Annotated in this window: 10 protein-coding genes; 5 read left to right on the top strand and 5 right to left on the bottom strand. The window is 69.4% G+C overall.

Annotated elements, in window-relative coordinates:
• Positions 1 to 60: 60 nt before the first annotated feature.
• From ACYQ4W_RS08680 to asnB (ACYQ4W_RS08660), 5 genes are all read right to left on the bottom strand, one after another.
• On the bottom strand, positions 61 to 909 hold the full coding sequence (locus tag ACYQ4W_RS08680) for a hypothetical protein (protein WP_459855342.1): 849 nt from the start codon (positions 907 to 909) through the stop codon (positions 61 to 63).
• Positions 910 to 2,100: a DegT/DnrJ/EryC1/StrS family aminotransferase gene (locus ACYQ4W_RS08675; protein ID WP_459855340.1), complete on the bottom strand. Its 1,191-nt coding sequence runs from the start codon at positions 2,098 to 2,100 to the stop codon at positions 910 to 912.
• A gap of 67 nt (positions 2,101 to 2,167) precedes the next feature.
• Complete coding sequence (locus ACYQ4W_RS08670; RefSeq protein WP_459855338.1) at positions 2,168 to 2,770, bottom strand: sugar transferase; 603 nt, start codon at positions 2,768 to 2,770, stop codon at positions 2,168 to 2,170.
• On the bottom strand, positions 2,767 to 3,993 hold the full coding sequence (locus ACYQ4W_RS08665) for a glycosyltransferase family 4 protein (protein ID WP_459855336.1): 1,227 nt from the start codon (positions 3,991 to 3,993) through the stop codon (positions 2,767 to 2,769). The genes ACYQ4W_RS08670 and ACYQ4W_RS08665 overlap by 4 nt, the downstream gene beginning before the upstream one ends.
• Before the next feature lie 9 nt (positions 3,994 to 4,002).
• Positions 4,003 to 6,012 (bottom strand): asparagine synthase (glutamine-hydrolyzing), encoded by a 2,010-nt coding sequence (gene asnB / locus ACYQ4W_RS08660; RefSeq protein WP_459855334.1) that lies wholly within the window; start codon positions 6,010 to 6,012, stop codon positions 4,003 to 4,005.
• A gap of 189 nt (positions 6,013 to 6,201) precedes the next feature.
• Between asnB (ACYQ4W_RS08660) and ACYQ4W_RS08655 the strand changes: the two genes are divergently transcribed.
• The 5 genes from ACYQ4W_RS08655 to ACYQ4W_RS08635 all read left to right on the top strand — a co-directional run bounded on the left by ACYQ4W_RS08655 (position 6,202) and on the right by ACYQ4W_RS08635 (position 22,044).
• Positions 6,202 to 7,020, top strand: a complete 819-nt coding sequence (locus ACYQ4W_RS08655) for a sulfite exporter TauE/SafE family protein (RefSeq protein WP_459855332.1) — start codon at positions 6,202 to 6,204, stop codon at positions 7,018 to 7,020.
• Positions 7,021 to 7,857: 837 nt separating this feature from the next.
• Positions 7,858 to 11,115 carry an ACP S-malonyltransferase gene (fabD, locus tag ACYQ4W_RS08650; RefSeq protein ID WP_459855330.1) on the top strand — a complete coding sequence of 1,086 codons (3,258 nt, stop codon included), beginning with the start codon at positions 7,858 to 7,860 and terminating at the stop codon, positions 11,113 to 11,115.
• Positions 11,116 to 11,168: 53 nt separating this feature from the next.
• Entirely contained in the window at positions 11,169 to 11,420 is a 252-nt protein-coding gene (locus ACYQ4W_RS08645) for an acyl carrier protein (protein ID WP_459855328.1), read from the top strand.
• 17 nt (positions 11,421 to 11,437) lie between these two features.
• The gene (asnB, locus tag ACYQ4W_RS08640) at positions 11,438 to 13,426 is read left to right on the top strand and encodes an asparagine synthase (glutamine-hydrolyzing) (protein ID WP_459855326.1); all 1,989 of its coding nucleotides are present in this window, start codon (positions 11,438 to 11,440) and stop codon (positions 13,424 to 13,426) included.
• Complete coding sequence (locus tag ACYQ4W_RS08635) at positions 13,423 to 22,044, top strand: SDR family NAD(P)-dependent oxidoreductase (protein ID WP_459855323.1); 8,622 nt, start codon at positions 13,423 to 13,425, stop codon at positions 22,042 to 22,044. Before asnB (ACYQ4W_RS08640) ends, ACYQ4W_RS08635 begins: the two co-directional genes overlap by 4 nt.
• Positions 22,045 to 22,146: the final 102 nt, after the last annotated feature.

Raw genomic sequence — 22,146 nt, 5'->3', positions numbered from 1 at the left:
CCGGCGGGTGCGCCGCCGCGTTGTGGTTCGCCCTCGCCCAACGAGGGTACTGCCTCGTGTCTACTTGCCCTCGGCGGCGGTGAGGAGCTTTGAAAGCAGCTCGGAAAAACCGGCGCGCGCCGCTTCCTGCTTCGGCTCCCACTCCACGCGCGGGAGGAACTTCGGCGTGTAGTCCTTGTCGCTGCGCAGCACCATCTGCCTGCCGATCTGGCCCGGTTGCGCGGGAACTTCCTCATAGGCCTTGTCGCCGTATTTCTTGGAGGTATCCATGTGTTCCTGCAGGCCGAAGCGGCACAGATACTTGTCGTCCGCGCGCTGGGCGGCGAGCTTGCGCTCCATGGCGACGGCCGTGTCGAGGACCACCTGCTTCTGCTTGTCCGTAAGCTTCGCCGCGTGCTGGAACTGGCGCTTGTAGCCTTGCAGGATGCTGGTGACGTGATGCTCCGGGGCGGACTTGTCCGCGCATTTGGGCGCATCCGCTATGGCCGCCAGCAGCCCGTACATGGCCATGAGATCGGAGGTTTGCCGCATGAAGTCGTAGTCCGGGTTCATTTCCGCCGCCTTCCACAAAAGGGCGGAGTAGGTGAGCGGCGCGAGTATGGCGCCGCCGTCGAGGGTCCGCGCCCTGCCCCAGTCCAGGGCGGCGGAGAGGTGCGGCCCGTCGTTGGTGTTGGCCAGGGCTTCCCGGAATTTCACGTAGTCCTGCGCCGCAAGCAGTTTGTCCAGGCTGTCCATGTACGCTTTCTGTTCGGGCGTGTAGGTGCGCGCCTCGGGCTGCTTGGGCGCGCCGGCCTCGGCCGCGTAAAGGTCCGCCGCGGAAAGGAAGACGACGCCCGCCGCCAGCAGAAGCGGCAAGGCTTTGAACCTCAGGGCGCGCCATGCGGCGGCGCTGCCGTGTCGAAGCTCCATCTACTCCGCTCCCAGCACCCGGCGCACGGCGGTGATGACGTCGCTGACGTCCTGGTCCACCAAACGGGCGGAGATGGGCAGGCTGACGATCTGCCGGCCGATGCGCGCGGCCTCGGGGTAGTGCTCCGGCTTCCAGCCCAGGCGGTCCTGATAGTACGGGTGCTCCGGCAGGGAGAGGTAGTGCACGCCCACGCCGATGCCCTGCCTGGTCATGGCCATGAGGAAGTCGTCGCGCTCGATGCCGCTCGTGTCCTTGTCCACCAGCACGGTGAACAGGTGCCTGGCGTGCAGGGTGTCCGGCTCCTGGGGGCTGGGCAGGCCCAGGCGCTTGCCCCGGGGCAGGGTGGCGAAGTCCGCCATGTAGCGGCCCCAGACGATTTCGCGCTTGGCGTGATAGGCGTCCACGCGGGGCAGCTGGTGGATGCCCAGCGCCGCCTGCAGGTCCATCATGTTGTATTTGAACCCGGCCTCGACCACGGCGTAGTGCTTGTAGCCCTCGTCGCCGAAGCGCTTCCAGGCGTCGGCGCTCATGCCGTGCAGCCCCAGCACCTTGATGCGCGCCAGGTCCTCCGGCTTTTTGGCGATGACCATGCCGCCCTCGCCGGTGATGATGTTCTTGGTGACGTAGAAGCTGAAGCAGCCGAAGTCGCCCAGGGTGCCCGCGTGCCTGCCGTGGTACAGGGTCTCGATGGCGTGGGCGCAGTCCTCGATGACGGCGAGGCCGTGCTCCTTTGCGATGGCGATGAGCGCGTCCATGTCGCAGGGGCGGCCGGCGAAGTGCACGGGCAGAATGGCGCGCGTGCGCGGGGTGATCTTCTCCCGCACCTTTTCAGGATCGATGTTCAGGGTGGCGGGGTTCACATCGGCCAAAACCGGCGTGCCGCCCGCGTGCAGAATGGCGTTCACCGTGGCGCAGAAGGTCAAGGGCGTGGTGATGACCTCGTCGCCGGGCTTGAGGTTCAGGGCCACCATGGCCAGGTGCAGGGCCGCCGTGCACGAGTGCAGGGCCACGGCCGCGGGCACGCCCTTGTACGCGGCGAAGTCGCGCTCGAACTGGGCCGTGCGCGGGCCGGTGCCGATCCAGCGGCTTTTGAGGCAGGCGACGACCTCGTCGATTTCTTCCTGCTCCAACGCCGGGGAGCCGAATACGAGAAAATCTTCCTTGCTGCGGACGGGGGGACGCTCGGACATTGCTTTTCCTTGTTGCTATTGTGGGCCGCTCCAACGCCTTTCGGGGTAGCAGATGCGGTCGGGATGTTCAATCGCGGCCGGTCGGGCCGTGTTTCTTGCCGCCTTCAAACTCCGCCATGCTCACGTCGCCGCTGGCGTTGATGCCTTGGCGCCGCAGCACGGCGGCCACTGTGCGCGCCAGAATGCGGATGTCCAGGCCGAGGGAGCGGTTGTCCACGTACCACACGTCGAGGGCGAAGCGCTCCTCCCAGGAGATGGCGTTGCGGCCGTTCACCTGCGCCCAGCCGGTTATGCCGGGCGGCACCTCGTGGCGGCGGGCCTGCTCCGGGCTGTAGAGCGGCAGGTAGGACATGAGCAGCGGGCGCGGCCCCACCAGGCTCATGTCGCCGCGGATGACGTTCCACAGCTCAGGCAGCTCGTCCAGCGAGGTGCTGCGCAGCAGGCGGCCAAAGGGCGTCAGGCGCTCCGCGTCGCTGCCCGGGCTGTCGGTCATGGTGCGGAACTTCAGGATGAAGAAGGGCTTGCCGTGCAGGCCGGGGCGCAGTTGGCGGAAGAAGACGCCAGGCCCCAGAGCCGCGCGCACGGCCAACGCGGTCAAGAGCATCAGGGGAGAAAGGACGAGGAGACCCGGCACGGCCAGGGCCAGATCCAGCAGACGCTTGGCCGTCACCGGGGCTCCCGGCCTGCCGCGGCCGCGGGCGCTGCGGCCTGCGCGTGCTGGGCGTTTTCCGGCAGGGGCAGCGCGGCGAGCATGTCCGCCGTCACCGCGCGCACGTCGAAACGCTCCTCGGCCAAACGGCGCGAGGCCTGGCCCATCTGGCCGATGAGCTCCGGATTGAGCACATAGCGCTCCATGGCGCGGGAAAGTTCGCCGGGCTCAAAGGGCGGCACGAGGAAGCCGGTCACGCCGTCCTCCACGGTCTGCCTGCAGCCGGGCACATCGGTGGTGATGACGGGCCGGGCCATGGCCATGGCCTCCAGGCTGGAGCGCGGCGCGCCCTCCCTGTAGCTTGGCAGCACAAAAACGCTGGCCGCGGCCAGATGCGGCCGCACGTCGTCCACGGCGTCGATGATCTCCACCACGCGGTCCTCGCGCCAGCGGCGGAGCATCTCGGCGGGCACGGCGTCGGGCACGTCGTCCATGGGGCCAAGCAGGCGGCACACCACATGCGGGTGGTGGCGCTTGAGCATGCGGCAGGCCTCCACGAACACGCCCACGCCCTTGGCCCACAAGAGCCGCGCCACGCAGAGGAATACCGGCGCGCCGGTCTCCGGGTGGGCCAAAACCGGCGGCGCGGGTGCAAAATGCTCCAGGTCGACCCCGCTGCCGCCCACCACGGCCACGCGCTGGCCGGAAGAAATGATGCCCAGACGCTCGAACAGCTCCCGGTCGTCCGGGTTCTGGAAGATGACGCTCTGGTTGCGCTCCAGGGCCTTGGCGTACAGGCGCACCACAAAATCCGTGAGGCAGCGGCGCGACAGGGTGCTGGGCGCGCCCGGCAGCTGGCTGCCCAGTCCGCCGAAGGCATAGCCAAGGCCGGTGATGAGCGAGGCCACGCGGGGCACGCCGGCCCAGCGCGCGGCCAGGGAGGCGTAAATCACGGGCTTGATGGTGTAGGGCAGCACGAGGTCGGGTTGCAGGGCCAGGAACTTCTGGCGCAGGACGAAGATGGTCTTGGCGTCGCGCACGGGGTTCACGCCGCCGCGGTCCAGCGGGTAGCGCAGAAGCTCCACCCCCAGGCCGCGCAGGGCGCTTGCCGTGCCCGCGCCGCCGCCCGGCTCCGGCGGGGCAAGCGCGATGACCTTATGGCCGCGCGCGGCCAGGGCGGCCAGCAGCGGAGCCCGGAAATTCAGCAAAGAGGGAGCGTGGCCAGCTACGACGATGATGCGCATGGCTTTCCTCTACCCCGAAATCCCCGCGCTTTCCAGCCATGATTGGAACATGAGAATGGGCCAGAGGCGATACTGGCGGTTGAAGCGGCCGGACTGGTGCTCGGCCCAGGCGCGGGCCACGGGCGCGGGCTCGAAGTAGCCCTCGCAGGCCAGTCGCTCCGGGTCGATGAGCGCCGCGGCCCAGTCCTTGAGCGGTCCGCGCAGCCAAAGGTCCAGCGGCACGCCGAAGCCCATCTTGGGCCGGTCCCACAGCTCGCGCGGGACATAGCGGGAAAGCAGCTGGCGCAAGGCCCACTTGCCCTGGCCGCCGCGCACGCGCATGTCCGGGGGCAGGCTCCAGGCAAAGGCCGCCACGCGGTGGTCCAGGTAGGGCGCGCGCGATTCCAGCCCAACGCTCATGGCGGCGCGGTCCACCTTGGTCAAAATGTCGCCCGGCAGGTACCAGGCCGTGTCCAGGTACTGCATCCAGGCCGTGCTGCCCTCCGGGCACAGGCCGGGCGCGGGCCAGGTGGCGCGGTGGCGCAGGGGCCAGCTGGCCTCGGCCGCGCCGGGCACCACGAGGCCGGGGTCGGGCCAGGCGGAGACGAGCGAGGCGTAAAAGGCCGGGGCCACGCGCACGGACATGGCCTGGGCCAGCTTGTGGATCTTCTCGCCCGGCAGACGCATGTGCGCGCTTTTGGGCAGCAGCGGGCCAAGAATGCGCAGGATGCGGTCCCAGGCGCGGGGCGAAAGGCTCTGCAACAGTCCGGCGGCGGCGCCGCGCAGACCAGGCGAGACCCCGGCCAGCTGCGCCCACAGGGCCGCGCCCTGCACGTGCCGGTTGTACCCGGCGAAAAGTTCGTCGCCGCCATCGCCCGTGAGGCAGACCTTGACCTGCGTGCGCGTGAGGCGCGACACAAGGAGCATGGGCAAGAGCGAGGCGTCGGCAAAGGGCTCGCCCGCGATCTGCGCCAGCTTCGGCGCCAGGGCCAGGGCGTCCTCGGCGCGGAAGGCCAGGCTCGTGTGCTCCGTGCCCAGATGCCTGGCCACGGCCTGCGCCTGGGCGGATTCGTCGTAGGCGGCGTCCGCGCCCTCGTAGCCGATGGTGAAGGTGCGCACCGGCCCGTTGCCCAGGCCCGCCTCGGCCATCAGGGCCGTGATGAGCGAGGAGTCGATGCCGCCGGACAAGAGCGCGCCCAGGGGCACGTCGGCCAGCATCTGGCCGCGCACGCTTTGGCGCAGGCGGTCCAGCAGGGCGTCCAGGGTCTCGGCCTCGGAGCCGGCAAAGGGCACGGCCAGTCCGGTTTCGGCAACGGTCTTGAGGGACCAGAAGGGCTTGGGTTCGGGCAGGGCGGTCAGGTCCTGGCCGCGCAGGGTCAGCACGCAGCCGGGCGGCAGCTTGCGCACGCCGGCAAGGATGCAGTGGGGCGCGGGGATGCAGGACAGGCGCAGGAACAACGCCAGGGCGCTCTTGTCCACGCCGGGCGAAAAATCAAGGGCGGCGGTGAGGCCGGGCAGCTCGGACGCGAAAAGCAGCCGCCCGCGCCGCGCGGCGTAGTAGAGGGGCTTTTCGCCCATGCGGTCGCGCGCGAGGGTGAGGATCTTGTCGCGCCGGTCCCACAGGGCCAGGGCGAACATGCCCGCCGCGCGCGTGAGGCCTTCCTCCACGCCCCACAGGGCCAGGGCCTCCAGCAGGGTCTCGGAGTCGCTGCGCCCGCGCCAAGCTATTGCCGGGCGGCCGGAATAGGCCCGCGCGGCGTCGACTTGCCGACGCAGGTCCGCATGGTTGTAGATTTCGCCATTGTAGCAGAGCACGAACCGGCCGCAGTGGCTCGCCATGGGCTGGGCCCCGGCGTCCGTGAGCTCCAGCACGGCCAGCCGCCTGTGGCCCAGGGCCAGCCCGCCGTCCGGGTCGGCGTAGACGCCGCGGCCGTCCGGCCCTCGGTGGGCCTGCATGTCGGCCATGCGTCCGGCGGTGTCCGCCAGCTCGGAAACGGAGCGCGTCCCCGTGGGGTCCAGTATGCCAGCAATTCCGCACATGATGAGCCTTTTAGCAGGTCCGCGCGAGGGTGGCAATGCGGCGCCATGCCTTTCCTTGGCGGCTGTTGACATTTGAGCTTCTTTACAAGCGCTTGCGCGAAACGTAAGGCTTTTGCTTTCTGACAGCATAGCGCCCGCAAAGCGGCCCAGCCGCGCTTCGCCGGCGTGCAACCCCCCGGAGGTCATCGCATGCTCACCGCCTGGCTTTTGTACATAGCCACCGGCGCCCTGGCCGGAATCCTGGCCGGTCTTTTGGGCATCGGCGGCGGGCTGGTCATCGTGCCCATCCTGAACCTGGCCTTCACCGCGCAGGGGCTGCCGGGAGACTACATCCAGCATCTCGCCCTCGGCACGTCGCTGGCCACCATCATCTTCACCGCGGTTTCGTCCATGCGCGCGCACGACAAGCGCGGGGCGCTGCTGTGGCCCGTGTTCAAGGCCATCACTCCAGGCATTCTGATCGGCACTTTCCTCGGCTCCAAGGTGGCGGCGCACCTCTCCACGCGCTTTCTCTCCGGCTTCTTCGTGGTCTTTTTGTATTATGTGGCCGTGCAGATGCTTCTCAACATCAAGCCCAAGGCCGCGCGCGAGATTCCCGGCACCGCCGGCATGCTTGGCGCGGGCGGCGTCATCGGGGGGGTCTCGAGCCTGGTGGGCATTGGCGGGGGCACGCTTTCCGTGCCGTTTCTGACCTGGTGCAACGTGCCGCTGCACACCTGCATCGGCACAAGCGCGGCCATCGGGCTGCCCATCGCCGTGGCCGGCGCGGCCGGCTACATCCTCAACGGCATGGACGCCGCTTTGCCCGGTATTTCCGAGGGCTACCTGGGCTTCGTGTATCTGCCCGCGCTGGTCGGCGTGGCCCTGGCGAGCATCGTCACGGCTCCGCTTGGGGCCAAGCTCGCGCACAGCCTGCCCGTCAGCAAGCTCAAGAAGATCTTCGCCTGCCTGCTTGTGGTGGTGGCCACGCGCATGCTCTGGGCCCTTGTGGCGCATTATTTCGCTTAGGCCGCGAACTCGCCGCCGTGGCGTTCGGCGTACACATCCAGCGCGTGGGAGAGCTTCGTGAGCGCGGAAATTTCGCGCTCAATGGTCTGGAACGAGCCGCCAGCATCGCGCAGCGCCTGTCCACGGTCTGCGATGTACGTGCGGACAAACTTGGAGACGCGCTGGGCCTGGCGCAGGTCGTGAAGGGCCGCGCGCTGCAGGAATTCGATGAACCGGTGAATGTCACTCCGGCAGATGCCCCAGGTGCCAATGCCCCGGATGAAGCGCCCAACAACGCTTCTCTGTCTTGCGCCCGATGGCGCGGATGCCGCCGGGCAGCGCCTCGGCTTGTGAGTGCAGCGATTACAGCCATCTGTTTGTTCTCATCTACTTATCCTTCCTTCTGCTCTGATCCGTTCCGCCGCCAGGTCCGTTGAGTCGTGTGCTGTTTCTACAGGCTGGGCCTGCGTGCCAAGCTTGTCGGCCTGTGCGCCAGGAATTGTCCTTGCGCCAGCGGCGGCTTCGCCCGTCAGATCGGATGGGAAGGGTGTTCGCGCCGGTGCGCGGTCATGGTGCGTGGTCATGGTGCGCGCACGAGAAGTGCGCCTTTCCGCTCTGGCCCTGGGGTGCGTCGGCGCTCAGCGTGCTCCTGCCAGGTACACACAACGTCGCCCCGGCTGTAAGGTGTGGAAATGGCCAGAAGCACGCCTAAAATATTTTCCGCTTGATATTGCCGTATGGACTTGATTGTGCAAGTATTATTTAATATAAATTATTATCATCGTGGTTGCATCCGAATGTCCGAGGCAGTCAAAACCCACTGTGTTGGCTATTTTGAATGTTTCAAAGGCGGGTGGAATGGGCGGACGCGTTGTGTATCTCCTCTCCGGGCAGGGCGGGCAGCACCGGCAGATGGGCCGGGCGCTCTATGACACTGACGCCACCTTCCGCGACAGCATGCGCGAACTCGACGCCCTGGCCGAGTCCATGGGCGCGCCGGTGCTGGATGAACTCTATGGCCCGCAAGCCCGCAAGTCCGACCCCTTTGTGCGCACGCTCCTCACGCACCCGGCCATCTTCATGCTGGAGGTGTCGGCAGCCCGCGCGCTTGCGGCTCAGAACCTGCGCCCCGCTGCGCTTCTCGGCAGCAGCCTGGGCGAGTTCTCCGCCGCGGCCATCGCCGGGGCGGCCGACGCCGGAGAGATGCTCGCGGCCCTCATCGCCTGCGCCCGCGCCGTGGAGCAGCTCTGCCCCCAGGGGGCCATGCTGGCGGCGCTGGGACCGCTGGCCGCCTTTGCCGACGATCCTGAGATGGGCCGCGAGGTCACGCTGGCGTGCGTCAATTCCGAGAACCACTTCGTGCTTTCCGGCAACCCCGCAGCCATAGCCGATGCCCGCAAACGCTTGGAGGCGCGCGGCCTGACAACCGCCCCGGTCGCCGTGTCCCACGCTTTTCACTCCCCGGACATGGACGCCTGCGCCGATGCCGTGCGCCAGGCCTTCGCGGGCGTGCGCTGGCGCACCCCAGAAATTCCCATCATTTCTTGTCGACTCGGAGGCATTCTGCCCGAAATGGATGCTGCGTCCATGGGCGAGCACTTTGCCGCCGTGGGCCGCGAGGTCGTCCATTTCGACGCGGCTCTGGAGGCCGCCCGCACGATCTTCGCCCCGGACACGGCCTTTGTGGACATCGGCCCCTCGGGCACGCTGGCCGGATTGGCCCGGCAGACCCTGAGGACAAAGGGCCTGGACCGTTGTTTCGTCTTGTTCTCCCCCTTTGCGGACGGCACGGCGGACTTTGACCGCGCCGCGGCCCTGGCCCGAAAGGATGCCTGCAACGCCAAGGCCACCCCCCCGGCGACCGGCCCCCTCACGGCCTGCATCTTTCCTGGCCAGGGCGCGCAGGAAAAGGGCATGGGCGCGGCGCTGTTTCCGCGTCACCCGGAGCTCATGCACCAGGCAGACGCCATCCTGGGCTGGTCCGTGGAGGAGCTCTGCCGCGATGACCCAGGCGGCAACCTGCGCCAGACCCGCTACACCCAGCCCTGTCTGTTCGTGGTCAACGCCCTGATCTGGCTGGACCGCCAGGCACGCGGCCTGCCGGACCCCGCGTTTCTGGCCGGGCACAGCCTGGGCGAATTTTGCGCCCTGTTCGCCGCCGGGGTTCTGGATTTCCAGACCGGGCTCCGGCTTGTGGCGCGGCGCGCGGAGCTCATGGCCCAGGCCCCGGCGGGCGGCATGGCCGCGGTCATCGGGTTGGCGCCGGAGACCATCGCCGAGGCCCTCCGGCGCGCGGGCCTGGACCGGGTGGAGGTGGCCAACCGCAACACGCCCACGCAGGTGGTGGTGTCCGGAGACGCCGGGCAGATCGCCAGGGCCGAGGAGCCGTTGCGGCAGGCTGGCTGCGTGGCCTACATCCCGCTCAAGGTGAGCGGGGCCTTCCACTCGCGCTTCATGGCCGAGCCCGCCCAGGCCTTCCGCGAGGAGCTGTCTCGTTGCCGGTTCTCCGAACCGCGCATCCCTGTGGTGTCCAACGTCACCGCACGTCCTCACGAGCCGGAAACCGTGGCCGAACTGTTGGCCCTGCAGATGACCAACCCGGTGGACTGGCTGGGCAGCGTGCGCTACCTTTTGGACTGCGGGGTGGAGCGGTTCGAGGAACTGGGACCGAGGCCGGTGCTTTCGCCTCTGATTCTGGAGATCCGTTCGGGCCAGCCCCCCGCCGCCCCCACAGCAAAAACTCCGGCCAAGCCCCGCACCGCGCCAGCCCTCTTGGCAGTGATCGAGCCGGAGCGGCTGGGCGCGGAGTCCTTCCGTCAAGAGCATGGCGTGCGCCTGGCATGCGTCTGCGGCGGCATGGCCCAAGGCATCTCCTCGGTGGCCATGGTGGAGCGCTGCGCCCGCGCAGGCGTACTCAGCTTTTTCGGAACAGGCGGGCTCGGGCCTGAGCGCGCGCGCGAGGCCGTCGCAGACCTGAGCCGTCGCCTGCCGGCGGGGACCCCCTGGGGCGTGAACCTCCTGGCAGGATCGCGGGAGGCCGCCGTGGTGGACCTGTGCCTGGAGCACGGGGTGCGCCGGGTGGAGGCCTCGGCCTTTGTGCGCATGACGCCGGATCTGGTGCGCTACCGCCTGCTCGGCCTGGAACGCGACGGCACCGGCGTGGCTGCGCGCAACCGCATTATGGCCAAGCTTTCGCGCCCGGAGGTGGCGCGCGATTTTTTGGCCCCGCCTCCAGAAGAGATCGTTCAGAACCTGTTGCAGCACGGCCTGGTGACCCCGGAACAGGCGCAGCTGGCCCGGCGCGTGCCCATGGCCGACGACATCTGCGTGGAGGGCGACTCCGGCGGGCACACCGACCAGGGTTCCCTGGGCACGCTTTTGCCGCCCATCATCCGCATGCGGGACAAGGCCGCGCGGGAGCTTGCCACTGCCAAGCCGGTGCACATCGGGGCCGGGGGCGGGCTGGGCACGCCGGAGGCCATGCTGGCGGCCCTGACCCTGGGCGCGGACTTCCTGGTCACGGGCTCCGTGAACCAGTGCAGTGTGGAGGCCGGCACCAGCGACCTGGTCAAGGACATGTTGGCGGACATGGAGGTTCAGGACACCGCCTACGCCCCGGCCGGAGACATGTTCGAGCTGGGCGCGCGGGTGCAGGTGCTGCGGCGCGGGGTGTTCTTTCCGGCCAGGGCCAACCAGCTCTACGATCTCTACAGGCTGCACGCCTCACTGGACGACATCCCGGCGGCGGAGCGCACGCGCTTGGAGTCGCGCTATTTCCACCGCAGCTTCGACGAGGTGTGGGAGGAGTGCTGCGCCCGCAACGGCTCCGGCCGCACGACACCCGACGCCGACCCCAAGCGGCGCATGGCCCAGGTGTTCCGCTGGTACTTCGGGCAGTCCACGCGCCTGGCCATCCAGGGCGTGGCGGAACGCAAGGTGGACTTCCAGATCTGGTGCGGCCCGGCCCTGGGAGCCTTCAACCAGTGGGTGGCCGGGACGGACCTGGCCCCCTGGCGTTCGCGCCACGCGGACGACTTGGCCCTGCGGCTCATGACCGCCACGGCGGAGCGGCTGGGCCGCTTCGTGGGGGGCTGGAGCGGGGCAAGTGGCGTTTAAAGTCAAACTTTGCGGCGGAAGCATTGGACAAAAACACGCCGGCAGGAGCATGAATGATGCAGGTAGCAAAAATCAGAGCCTTCATGGAGGAGACCTTCCTGTTCTCCTTCGGCAATGGCGTGGACGACGACACCAACCTGTTCCAGGCCGGGATCATGGATTCCTTCGGCTATGTGCGGCTCATCGGCTTTCTGCGCAGCGAGTTCGGGGCGGAGTACAGCGACGAGGACATGCTTACGGACATCCTGGTGAGCTTCAACAAAATACGCGACTCACTCCAGGCCAAGCTGGGCCAGAGCGTCTGACGGGGAGACAGTCAGCCATGTGCGGCATCGCCGGATATATCGCCTTGGGCCCGGGGGCCACGCCGCCCGGACCGCAGGACATGGTGGAGATGCTCGCGCGTCTCGGCCATCGCGGCCCCGACGAGGCCGGGTATCTGGTCGACGACGGCGCGGCTCTGGGCAGCGTGCGCCTGCGCATCATCGACATCGCCACCGGCGCGCAGCCCATGTGCGACCCCACTCGGCGGCACTGGATCGTTTACAACGGCGAGGTCTACAACTACCTGGAACTGCGCCGGGAGCTGGAAGCGCTGGGCGAGACCTTCGCCACCCGCAGCGACACCGAGGTCGTCCTGCGGGCCTGGCTGGTCTGGGGCGTGGCTGGTTTGACGCGGCTGAACGGCCCCTTCGCCTTCGCCGTCTACGATACGAAAACCCGACGCTGCCTGCTGGCCCGCGACCGCTTCGGCAAGCGGCCCCTGTACTTCACCCGCCACGACGGCGGGCTGGCCTTCGCCTCCGAGTCCAAGGCCTTTGCGGCCCTGCCCGGCTTCCGCTTCGAACTCGACCCCGCCGCCGTGGCCGGAGCCTTTGCCCAGTGGACCGCGCTGCCGCACCAGTCGGCCTTTCTGGGCGTGGAGCAACTGCCCTTGGGCGGCTGGCTGGAGGTGGGCGAAGGCCTGTGGCGCTCCGGCATTTTTGCCGCGTGGCCGCCCGAGGCCCTGGCCGTCCCAAACTGCCCGGACACCCCGGCCGAGGCCGCCAGAACGCTGCGCGAAACCTTGCGCCAAAGCGTGGAGCTGCGCCTGCGCAGCGACGTCGAGGTGGGCTTGTACCTCTCCGGCGGCCTGGACTCCACCATCACCGGAGTGCTGGCCAGCGAGGTCTCGGGGCGCGTGCCGCGCACCTTCTCCGTGGCCTTCGAGGACCCGGAGCTGGACGAGTCGCGCTACCAGGCCCTGGCCTGTCGCCACCTGGGCTCGCAGCACACCACCCTGAACATCACCGGCCGCGACATCGCCGAGGCCTTTCCCAAGGCCGTGCTCCACGCCGAGGTCCCGGTGTTCCGCACGGCGCTGGTGCCCATGCTCCTGCTCTCCGACGCGGTGCGCGGGGCCGGAATCAAGACCATCCTCTCCGGCGAGGGCGCAGACGAAATCTTCCTGGGCTACGGCCTCTTCCGCGAGACGCTGCTGCGCCGCCGCTGGGAGGAGTTGGACACGGACACGCGCAAGGACTGGATCGCCCGCTCCAATCCCTACCTGGGGCACTACAGCCAGGAACATCACGGCCCACTGCTCGGTATGTACCGGCAGTACCTTGAGGAGCGCATCCCGGGGCTTTATTCCCACGAACTGCGGCTGCAGAACGGCCGTTTCGCCCTGCGGCTGCTGCGCGGCGCGCCGGATCCGCTGTCCGCGCTCTCTGCATACGCATTCGGGCAGCCAGGCTTCGCAGCACTGGGCGCAGTGGAAAAGGCCCAGTGGCTGGAGCTGCACACCCTGTTGCCCGGGTACCTGCTCTCCAGCCAGGGCGAGCGCATGGGCATGGCTCACGGGGTGGAGAACCGCTGCCCGTTCCTGGACCCGGCCGTGGCCGCAGCCGCGCGCGTGGCGAACCCGCTGTTCCCCGAGGGCGGGCTGGACAAGGCGGCCCTCAAGGCGGCCTTCGCCGCCGACCTGCCGCAGGAAATACTGCTCCGGCACAAGCACCCTTACCGCGCCCCGGACAGCGCCTCCTTCGTGGCCCACAGGCCGGACTATCTGGAAGCCTTGCTCTCGGAGGCCGAGCTGGCCAAGGTGCCGCTCATCGAGCCGGGCTTCGCCGCCGCGCTCACGCGCAAGATTCTTACCCAGGCTCCGGAGACCATCAGCGTACGCGAGAACCAGGCCTTCATACTCATGCTTTCCCTGGCGCTTTTGCACCGGCAGTTCTGCCAAGGCCCAGTCCCCTGCGCCTCTGGCGCGGGCGCGGCCATTCTGGCGCGACTCACTGTGGCCCAGGACCTGCGGACGGAGGCGGCATGACGAAGCCAAGTCCACGCAGCAAGGTTCCGGCACCCCCGGCAAAGACACCGGTCGGGTCAACCTCCGCAGCCCCGGTGGCGGTCATCGGCCTGGCCCTGCGCCTGCCCGGCGCAAACGACCTGCACGCCTTCTGGAAAAACCTGCGCCAGGGCCGCTGCCATATCACGCCCATGTCCGAGGCCCGGCGTCGGCTCATGGGGCCGGAAGCTCGGGCCCGGGTCGAGGGGCAGCCGCTCTGGGGCGCGTACCTGGACGACGTGGACCGCTTCGACGCGGGCCTTTTCCGCATCTCCCCGCGCGAGGCCCGCACCATGGACCCGCAGCAGCGCTTGGCCCTGGAGCTCTCCCGTTCGGCCATGGAAGACGCCGGCCTGGCCCCGTCGTCCCTGGCGGGCTCACGCACGGGCGTATTCATGGGCGTGTGCCACTGGGACCACGCGGAACTCTTCGAACACTCCGGCCAGCCTGCGGACGCCTATCTGCCCACCGGCTTGGCCTATGCGCTCATCGCCAACCGCGTGTCCTTCGCTTTCGACCTCACCGGGCCAAGCGTTGTCAACGACACCGCCTGCGCAGCCTCCCTGGTGTCCGTGTGTCAGGCTGTGGACGCCCTGCGCTCCGGCCAGTGCGAGCTGGCCCTGGCCGGCGGGGTCAACGTCATCAGCGCGCCCAACCATTTTCTGGCCTTCGCCAAGAACGGCATGCTCTCCAAAACGGGCAGCTCCCTGGCCTTTGACAGTAAGGCCGATGGCTATGTGCGCGGCGAGGGTGGGGCGGTGCTGCTGCTCAAGCCGCTGATCCGGGCCCTGGCCGATGGCGACCCCATCCATGCGGTGATTCGGGGCCATGGGGTCAATCACGGCGGTCGCACCAGCGCGCTCACCGTCACCAATCCCCGCGCCCAGGCGCGGGTCATTGCCGAGGCCCACCGCCAGGCGGGCGGCGATCCGCAGAGCGTGGGCTTCATCGAGGCGCACGGCCCGGGCACCCCCGTGGGCGACCCCATCGAAGTCCTCGGGCTCAAGCTGGCCTTTGCCGAACTGTACCGCGAGGCCGGGACCGAGCCCCTGCCGGGGTCCTGCGGGCTCGGCTCGGTGAAGACGAACATCGGGCACCTGGAAGGCGCTGCGGGCGTGGCGGGGCTGGTCAAAGTCATCGCCGCCATGCACCACGGGCAGTTGCCGCCCAATGCCGGTTTTGCCGAGGAGAACGCCCTGCTCAAGCTCGCGGGCGGCCCCTTCCACGTGCTGGACAGGCTGCGCCCCTGGCCGCGCGGCAAGACCCCGCGCAGGGCTGGCGTCAGCGCCTTCGGATTTGGCGGAGTCAATGCCCACGTGGTGTTGGAGGAGCCCCCGCGCCGTCGCAGCAGCACAGCCAAGAAACCTGCCGGGCTGGAGCTGATCTGCCTTTCCGCCCGCGACCCGGAGCGCTTGGCCGAGGCCGCGCTGGCGCTGGCGTCGGAGCTAGGACGGCGCGGCCTGGACGTGGACCTGCGCGCCCTGGCCCGCACTCTGCATTTGGGGCGCGACGCCATGGAGGCCCGTCTGGCCATTGTCGCCGCCGGCATCGGGCAATTGCGCCGGACGCTGACCGACTGGCGCGAGGGCCGCAATCCTCCCGGCTCCTTCGACGGCGTCTCGGCTGGACAAGCCGCGCCCTCATCCTCAGAACTGTCAGACTGGCTGGCCGGAAGAGAGCTTGCCCGCCTGGCCGAGGCCTGGGCCGGGGGCGCGACGGTGGACTGGCTGCCGCTCTACGGGGGCAAGCCTGCGGAGCGCCTGCGCCTTCCAACGTATCCATACGCCCGCGAACGGCATTGGCTTTTCGAAGACGATGCCGCGATCAACCCAACCGTCGATCTACAGAGCGGCACAATCCCCAAGACGCAGCCCACACACCATGAAGGCGCGCAGCAGACGCATTTCGCCCCGGACAACCCCCTGCTGGCCCAACATGAGATCGACGGCCTGCGCACCCTGCCGGGCACGGTCGGCCTGGCCCTGGTTTGCGCGGCCCTGACGGCGCGCGCACAAATGGGCGACTCGCATCCCGTGCGCTTGAGCGATGTCCTCTGGCTGAGCCCGCTCCAGGCCGGGCCCCAAGGGCTGGACCTGAGTCTGACGCTTTCAACTGTGGACGCACGCGGCGCACGCTTCGCCCTGGTTGCGGCGGCGGAGCCGGGCATCGAGCGCTGCCGTGGCCTGGCCGAACATCTGCAATCCGGCACGTTGGAGCTGCCCCATGTCCCGCTTACGGAGGCCTTCCCAAGGCAATCCAGCATCGCGGCACTGTACGACCGGCTGCGGCTCGCGGGCATCGCGCACGGCCCGGCCTTCCACGCCGTGCGGGAGTTGCGCCTGGGTAAAAATATGGCTCTGGCCCGGCTGCGCCTGCCTGACGACTGGCGCGGTGTTGCCGGTCCCGGCCCCCTGGCCGTGTTGCTGGACGCCGCCATCCAGGCCGGGGCGGCCCTGCCGCCGGCGGGGGAGACGCCAGGCGTGCCCTTCGCCCTGGAGCGCGCCGACCTCCTGCGTGACCCCGGCCTTGAGGCCACGGCAGTCATCCGTTTCGCCTCCACCGAGTCCGGCTCGCACCGCCTGGACATCGACATCTTCGACGCTTCGGACCGCTGCTGCGCCCTGTTGCGCGGGTTGACCACCCGGCCCGCGAAGCGTTCCGCCCCGGCGCTGTTCCTGGCTGTGCCGGTCTGGACGCCTCGGCCTGCGGCGCAGCAGTCGCAACGCGTCGTCCGCCTGCTTTGGGGCGGGGATTTGTCTCCTCCCGCCGGGTTGGCGGCCCTGCTTAACGCCACTGTCGAGCCCCTTTCCCTGCCCCAAGACCCCCAGGACGCGGCAGGCTGCCGCGCCATGCTCTGGACCGTGGCCCACGCCGCCCGAGAAATGCTGGAACGCCCGGAGCCCAGCCGCCTGATCGTTGCGCTTCAGGGCGAAGCCGAGGCCTTCTGGCTGCCGTCCCTGGCCGCGCTTCTGGGCAGCCTTGGGCTGGAAAGCTCGCGGGCTGACGGCCGTGTCGTCCTGCTGCCCACTCCTTTCGTGATGGATGCCGAAGCCCTGGCCAACTTGCTGGGGCCTGAGCTGCACTCGGCGGATCATGCCCCGGCCGTGTCCCTCCTGGCCGATGGGCAGCGTCTTGTCCGCGCCTACTCGCCGCGCCAAGCCGAGAAGGCTCCGGCGCCGGCGCTCTGGCCGTCGGACGGCGTGGTCTGGATCACCGGCGGCGCAGGCGGGCTGGGGCGGCTGTTCGTGGAGCGGTTGGCAAAGGCCGGCGCCAAGGACGGGGCGGCAGCCGTGGCCGTGAGCGGACGCTCCCCGCATGAGGCGGCAGACCCGCTGTTGCGCCGGTGGGCCCAGGCTGGCATCCGCGCCGAATACATCCAGCTCGATGTGACCGACGCTCAGGCGGTGCAAAGGGCGGCGGCGGGATTGCGTCAACGCCATGGGCGCATCACGGGGGTGCTGCACTGCGCCGGGGTGCTGCGGGATTCCTTGCTGCGCAGCAAGGTCGAGGCGGATTTCCAGGCCGTGCTGGCCCCCAAGGTGGACGGCGCCGTGCATCTGGACGCGGCCACTGCCGCAGATCCTCTGGACTTTTTTCTCATGTGCTCCTCCGTGGCCTCGCTGTTCGGCAACGCCGGCCAGAGCGACTACGCCGCCGCCAACGGTTTTCTGGACGCCTTTGCGGCTTGGCGCGCTGGGGAAGTTCTGGCGGGCCGCCGCTCCGGGCGCAGCCTGGCCGTGTGCTGGCCCTTGTGGGAATCCGGCGGCATGCGCCTGTCCCCGGCCATACGGGAGACGGTGTCCAGGCGCATGGGCATGGCCGCTTTGCCCACGGAGACCGGGCTCAGCGCTCTGCAAAGCGCTTTGAACGGCCATGCAGGAGCCGGATCGGCTCAGGTGGCCGTGGGCTACGGCGACGCTCTGGCCATGACGCGTTTTTATGCCCTGGGCAGCGCCCAGAGCGAGCCCCCGGGGGGCCGCAGCGATTCGGCCGGGGCAAAGGCCGCCACCTCTGGCTCGGACTCCCTGGCGGGTCGGCTCCTGCCCCGGCTGCGCGAACTTTTGCGCGGGCTGCTGGGGCGAGTGCTGTCCCTGCCTGCGGCCTCCATCCGGGCCGACGCGCCCATGTCCGCTTACGGCTTCGACTCCATCGTGGCCGTGGAGATGACCGCAGAGCTGGAGAAATCCTTCGGCACCCTGCCCAAGACGCTTTTCTTCGAGCACACCAACCTGGACGGCGTGGCCCGCTGGCTCCTGGCCGAACGCCCCGGAGCTTGTCTCGACGACGGCTGCCGGAATGGCAGCAGTCAGGATGACGACCCGCCTTCCGCCCCCTCGCCATTGCTTGCCGCCGAAACGATCCTGGACGCGCCTGCTCGCAGCCAGGACGCTGCCCCACCCCAGAGCATCCACACAGGGGACCGCCACGCGGACGACCGGCACGACATCGCCATCATCGGCCTGGGCGGGCGCTATCCCGGTGCGGCAAACCTGGACGACTTCTGGGAGAACATCTTGTCCGGGCGGCACGCCTTCCGACCGGTGCCGGGAGAGCGCTGGGACCACAGCGCCATCTACCACCCCGAGCGCGATGTCCTGGGCAAGTCCACCATCCGCACCGGCACCTTCCTGGACGGCATCGACCGGTTTGACCCGCGCTATTTCAACATCTCCCAGCGCGAGGCCGAACTCATGTCGCCGGAGGTCCGCCTGTTCCTGGAAGTGGCGGTGGAGACCTTTGAGGACGCGGGCTACTCGCGGGAGACCATGCAGCGGCGCTACGGCGGGGATGTGGCCGTGCTGGCCGGAACCATGAGCAACCACTACAACCTGTATGGCTTCCAGAACATGCTCACGCGCGGAGCCAGGGCCAGCGGCAGCTACACCGGCGCGTTGCCGAACATGGTCTCCTACTTTTACGGCCTCACCGGACCCTCCATGTTCGTGGACACCATGTGCTCCACCGCTTCGGTCTGCATCGACATGGCCGTGCGCATGCTGCGCACGGGGCAGACGCGCATGGCCCTGGCCGGAGCCGTGAACCTGCTGCTGCATCCCTACAATATGATTTCAAGCTCTCAGGAGCACTTCACCACCAAGACCGGCGAGGTTATCCGCAGCTTTGGGCTGGGCGCGGACGGAACCATCCTGGGCGAGGGCGTGGGCGCGGTGCTGCTCAAGCCCCTGGCCGACGCCCTGCGCGACGGCGACGCCATCCGCGCGGTGATCCGGGGCACGGCGGTGACCAACGCCGGGGTACGCAACGGCTTCACCGTGCCCACTCCCGCCATGCAGGCCAAGGCCGTGCGCGTGGCCCTGGATGACGCCGGCGTGGACGCGCGCACCATAAGCTACGTGGAGGGCCATGGCTCGGGCACCAGCCTGGGCGATCCCATCGAGATATCGGCCCTGGCCAGCGCCTACCGGCCCGACACCAATGACCGCGGCTTCTGCGCCATCGGTTCGGTGAAGTCCAACGTGGGGCATTTGCTGGCCGCAGCGGGCATGGCCGGCCTGACCAAGGTGCTGTTCCAAATGCGCCACGGCCTGCTGGCCCCCTCGCTTAACGCCGAGACGCTCAATCCGGCCATCGACTTTGAGGCCACGCCGTTCGTGGTGCAGCGCAGCGCAGCTGCTTGGCCGCGGCCCGGAGCCTCCCCCCGCCGGGCCGGGCTCACCTCCATCGGCGCAGGCGGCGTCAACGCGCACATGATTCTGGAAGAGCACGAACCGGGTCCGGAGCCCTTTGTGCCGCCAGGCCCGAGGCTGCTGGTGGTCTCGGCCATGCGCCGCCAAGGCTTGGAGGCATTGCTCCTGCGGCTGCTGGCCTGGCTGGACCGCAACCCGGACAGCGATTTGGCGCGGCTCGCCTATACCTTGCAGGCCGGGCGCACGGCGTTGCCCTGCCGCCTGGCCTTTGTGGCCGAAACCCTGGCCGAGGCCCGCGCCGGATTCGAGGCGGCCCTGGCCGGAGCAGTCCCCCGAGGCGGCGTGTTCACGCCCAATGTTCTGGCTGTGGAGGCCACGCCCGAGCTGGCCGAACCCGAAGCCCTGGTTCGGCTGCTGGACTCGGGGGATTTGGACGCCCTGGCGCGGGCCTTCGCCGCCGGGGCCGACCTGGACTGGGACCGCCTCTGGGCCACCGGCAGGCCGCGCCCGCTGCCCCTGCCCGCATATCCCTTCGAAAAGACGCGCTGCTGGTACGAGGTGGACCCCGACGCTCCGGATGTGCTTCGGCCAGGGGCCTTTCGGCACAGGCCGCACGCCCTGCTCGGAGGCAACGAGCCCGACCTCACCGGCGTGAGCCTGGACCGGGCCGCTTCCGAGAAGGCCGCCGAGGACGATCCCCCGCCCCAGGCGCCCGATCACGGGCCGGGGGCAAATCTGCGGTCCTCGCTGCGCAAGGTGATGGCGGAGATTTTGAAGTTCGCGCCTGAGGATATCGACCCGCGCTCCAGCTTTCAGTCCCTGGGGTTCGATTCCATCAGCCTGGCGGAGCTGGCCCGGCGCGTGGGCGACGTGTGCGGCCTGGCCCTGAGCCCGGCGGTATTTTATGAGGCCCCGACCCTGGAGCGGTTGACCCGGCTGCTGCACGGCAAGGGCGCGCGGCCGCGCCAGCCCCAGACGACGCAACCCGCCGCGCAGGCCCCTGCGCCCGTGGCCGTCGGCGCCGCCACGCCCGTGGCCATTATCGGCGCGGCTTGCCGCCTGCCCGGCGCACCGGATTTGGACGCCTACTGGCAGCTGCTGGTGGATGGCCGGGAGGGCCTCGGCCCGCTGCCTCTGGAGCGATACGGCGCGGATTACGCGGCGCGCATGGCAGCCGCGCCCTTTCCGCAGCGCGGAGGCTTTTTGGAGGATGCGGCGCGATTCGACGCGGACTTCTTTGCCCTGTCCCCGGTGGAGGCCCTGCGCATGGACCCCCAGCACCGCCTGTTCCTGGAGACCGCCTGGCTGGCCCTGGAAAGCGCGGGCCTGCGCCCGGTGGACCTGCCCAGGGAGACCGGCGTGTTTGCCGGCGTGTCGGGCATGGACTACGCCGAACTGCTGCGCGCCCACGGCATTGAGGCCGATGCCCACACCGCCACGGGCAACTCCCACGCCATGCTCACGAACCGGCTGTCCTTCCTGCTGGACCTGCACGGCCCCAGCGAGGCCATCGACACGGCCTGCTCCAGCTCCCTCGTAGCCGTAACGCGGGCCGTGGAGGCCATCCGCTCCGGCCGCTGCCCTGCGGCATTTGCCGGGGGCGTCAACATGGCCCTGAGCCTGGAGTCCTTTATGGGACCGCATCAAGCGGGCATGCTCAGCCCCGAGGGCCGCTGCAAGACCTTTGGCAGCGATGCCGACGGCTATGTGCGCGGCGAGGGCGCGGGCGTGGTGCTGCTCAAGCCGCTGGAGGCCGCCCTGCGCGACGGCGACCCGGTGCTCGGCGTCATCGCCGGGGCCGCGGAGAACCACGGAGGACGGGCCGGGTCCCTTACCGCGCCGAACACCTTGGCCCAGGCCGAGGTCATCGTGCGGGCCATGGCCGGCATCGACCCGGCCACGGTGGTCTGCGTGGAGACCCACGGCACAGGCACGCGCCTGGGCGATCCGGTGGAGGTGGAGGCGCTCAAGCTGGCCTACTCCCGGCTGGCCGACTCCGCGCGACCGGTGCTGCCCCCCGGCAGCGTGCCCCTGGCCTCGGTCAAGACGAACATCGGTCATCTGGAGGCCGCCGCGGGCATCGCCGGGCTGCTCAAGGCCATGCTGTCCCTGCGCCACGGACTGTTCCCGGCGGGCCGCAACCAGGTCCGGCTCAACCCCTACCTGGATTTCTCCGGCGGGCCGTTCTTCGTGGCGGAACATCACCAGCCGTTAACACGCGCGCCAAGGCAGGACGCCGCGCCGCTGCACGCCGGGGTAAGCAGCTTCGGCTTCGGCGGCTCCAACGCCCATGTGGTGCTGGAGGCCTTTGCCGCGCCACCGTCCGCCGCAACCCCGCAGACGCCCCAGCCAGAGGCCGTCATTCTTTCCGCGCGTACCCCCCAGGCCCTGCGCGCCCGCGCCGAAGCCCTGCTGGCGGCGCTTCCGGACCTTGCCCAGACTGGCGCGGACCTCGCCGGCATTGCCCACACCCTGCAAACCGGGCGCGAGCCCATGGAGCAGCGGCTGGCATTCCTGGCGCACTCCCTGGATGACGTGGCCGCGGCCCTGCGCGACTTTCTGGCGGGCAAAACCGGAGCTGCGCTCTCCGGACGGGCTCGGCTGGCTGGGGGCTTCCCTGATTTTTCCAGTGAGACGGCGCCGGCGGATCCCCCAACGTCCATGGACGAATGGCGGGCGCTGCTGTCGGCCTGGGTCGAGGGTCGGGCCGAGGGGAACATGGATTGGAAGGCGCGGCGGCATGGCCCGGCACCGCGCCGCGTGGTCCTGCCGGGCTATGCCTTCGGCGGGGAGCGACACTGGCCGCCCCTTGATCCGCCCGAGCGTGCCCAGACCTCAGACGTGGCGGATGCGCCGCGCGCTGGTCGCGCCGAAGCCCTGCTGACCGCCCTCGCGGCTGGCCGGAAGGACCTGGACGAGGCCGCGCTGGAAGTGGAGGGATGGGCACAATGAACCGCCAAATCCCACCCGAACTTGCGTTGCTGCGCCCAGCGTGGCGGCCGGTGGAGAGCGTCGCGCCCGCCCCCAAGGCTCCTCCGGCGACAACCCGGAGCA

The sequence above is a fragment of the Humidesulfovibrio idahonensis genome (genome assembly GCF_054657715.1).
Note: the sequence above shows the minus strand (reverse complement) of the source record. Positions and strands in the feature narration are given on the sequence as shown.

Excerpts from the sequence above, each read along its gene's own strand:
- ACYQ4W_RS08635 (WP_459855323.1), top strand. The coding sequence starts at position 13,423 with ATGACGAAGCCAAGTCCACGCAGCAAGGTTCCGGCACCCCCGGCAAAG.
- ACYQ4W_RS08675 (WP_459855340.1), bottom strand. The coding sequence starts at position 2,100 with ATGTCCGAGCGTCCCCCCGTCCGCAGCAAGGAAGATTTTCTCGTATTC.
- ACYQ4W_RS08680 (WP_459855342.1), bottom strand. The coding sequence starts at position 909 with ATGGAGCTTCGACACGGCAGCGCCGCCGCATGGCGCGCCCTGAGGTTC.
- asnB (WP_459855326.1), top strand. The coding sequence starts at position 11,438 with ATGTGCGGCATCGCCGGATATATCGCCTTGGGCCCGGGGGCCACGCCG.
- ACYQ4W_RS08655 (WP_459855332.1), top strand. The coding sequence starts at position 6,202 with ATGCTCACCGCCTGGCTTTTGTACATAGCCACCGGCGCCCTGGCCGGA.
- ACYQ4W_RS08645 (WP_459855328.1), top strand. The coding sequence starts at position 11,169 with ATGATGCAGGTAGCAAAAATCAGAGCCTTCATGGAGGAGACCTTCCTG.
- fabD (WP_459855330.1), top strand. The coding sequence starts at position 7,858 with ATGGGCGGACGCGTTGTGTATCTCCTCTCCGGGCAGGGCGGGCAGCAC.
- ACYQ4W_RS08665 (WP_459855336.1), bottom strand. The coding sequence starts at position 3,993 with ATGCGCATCATCGTCGTAGCTGGCCACGCTCCCTCTTTGCTGAATTTC.
- asnB (WP_459855334.1), bottom strand. The coding sequence starts at position 6,012 with ATGTGCGGAATTGCTGGCATACTGGACCCCACGGGGACGCGCTCCGTT.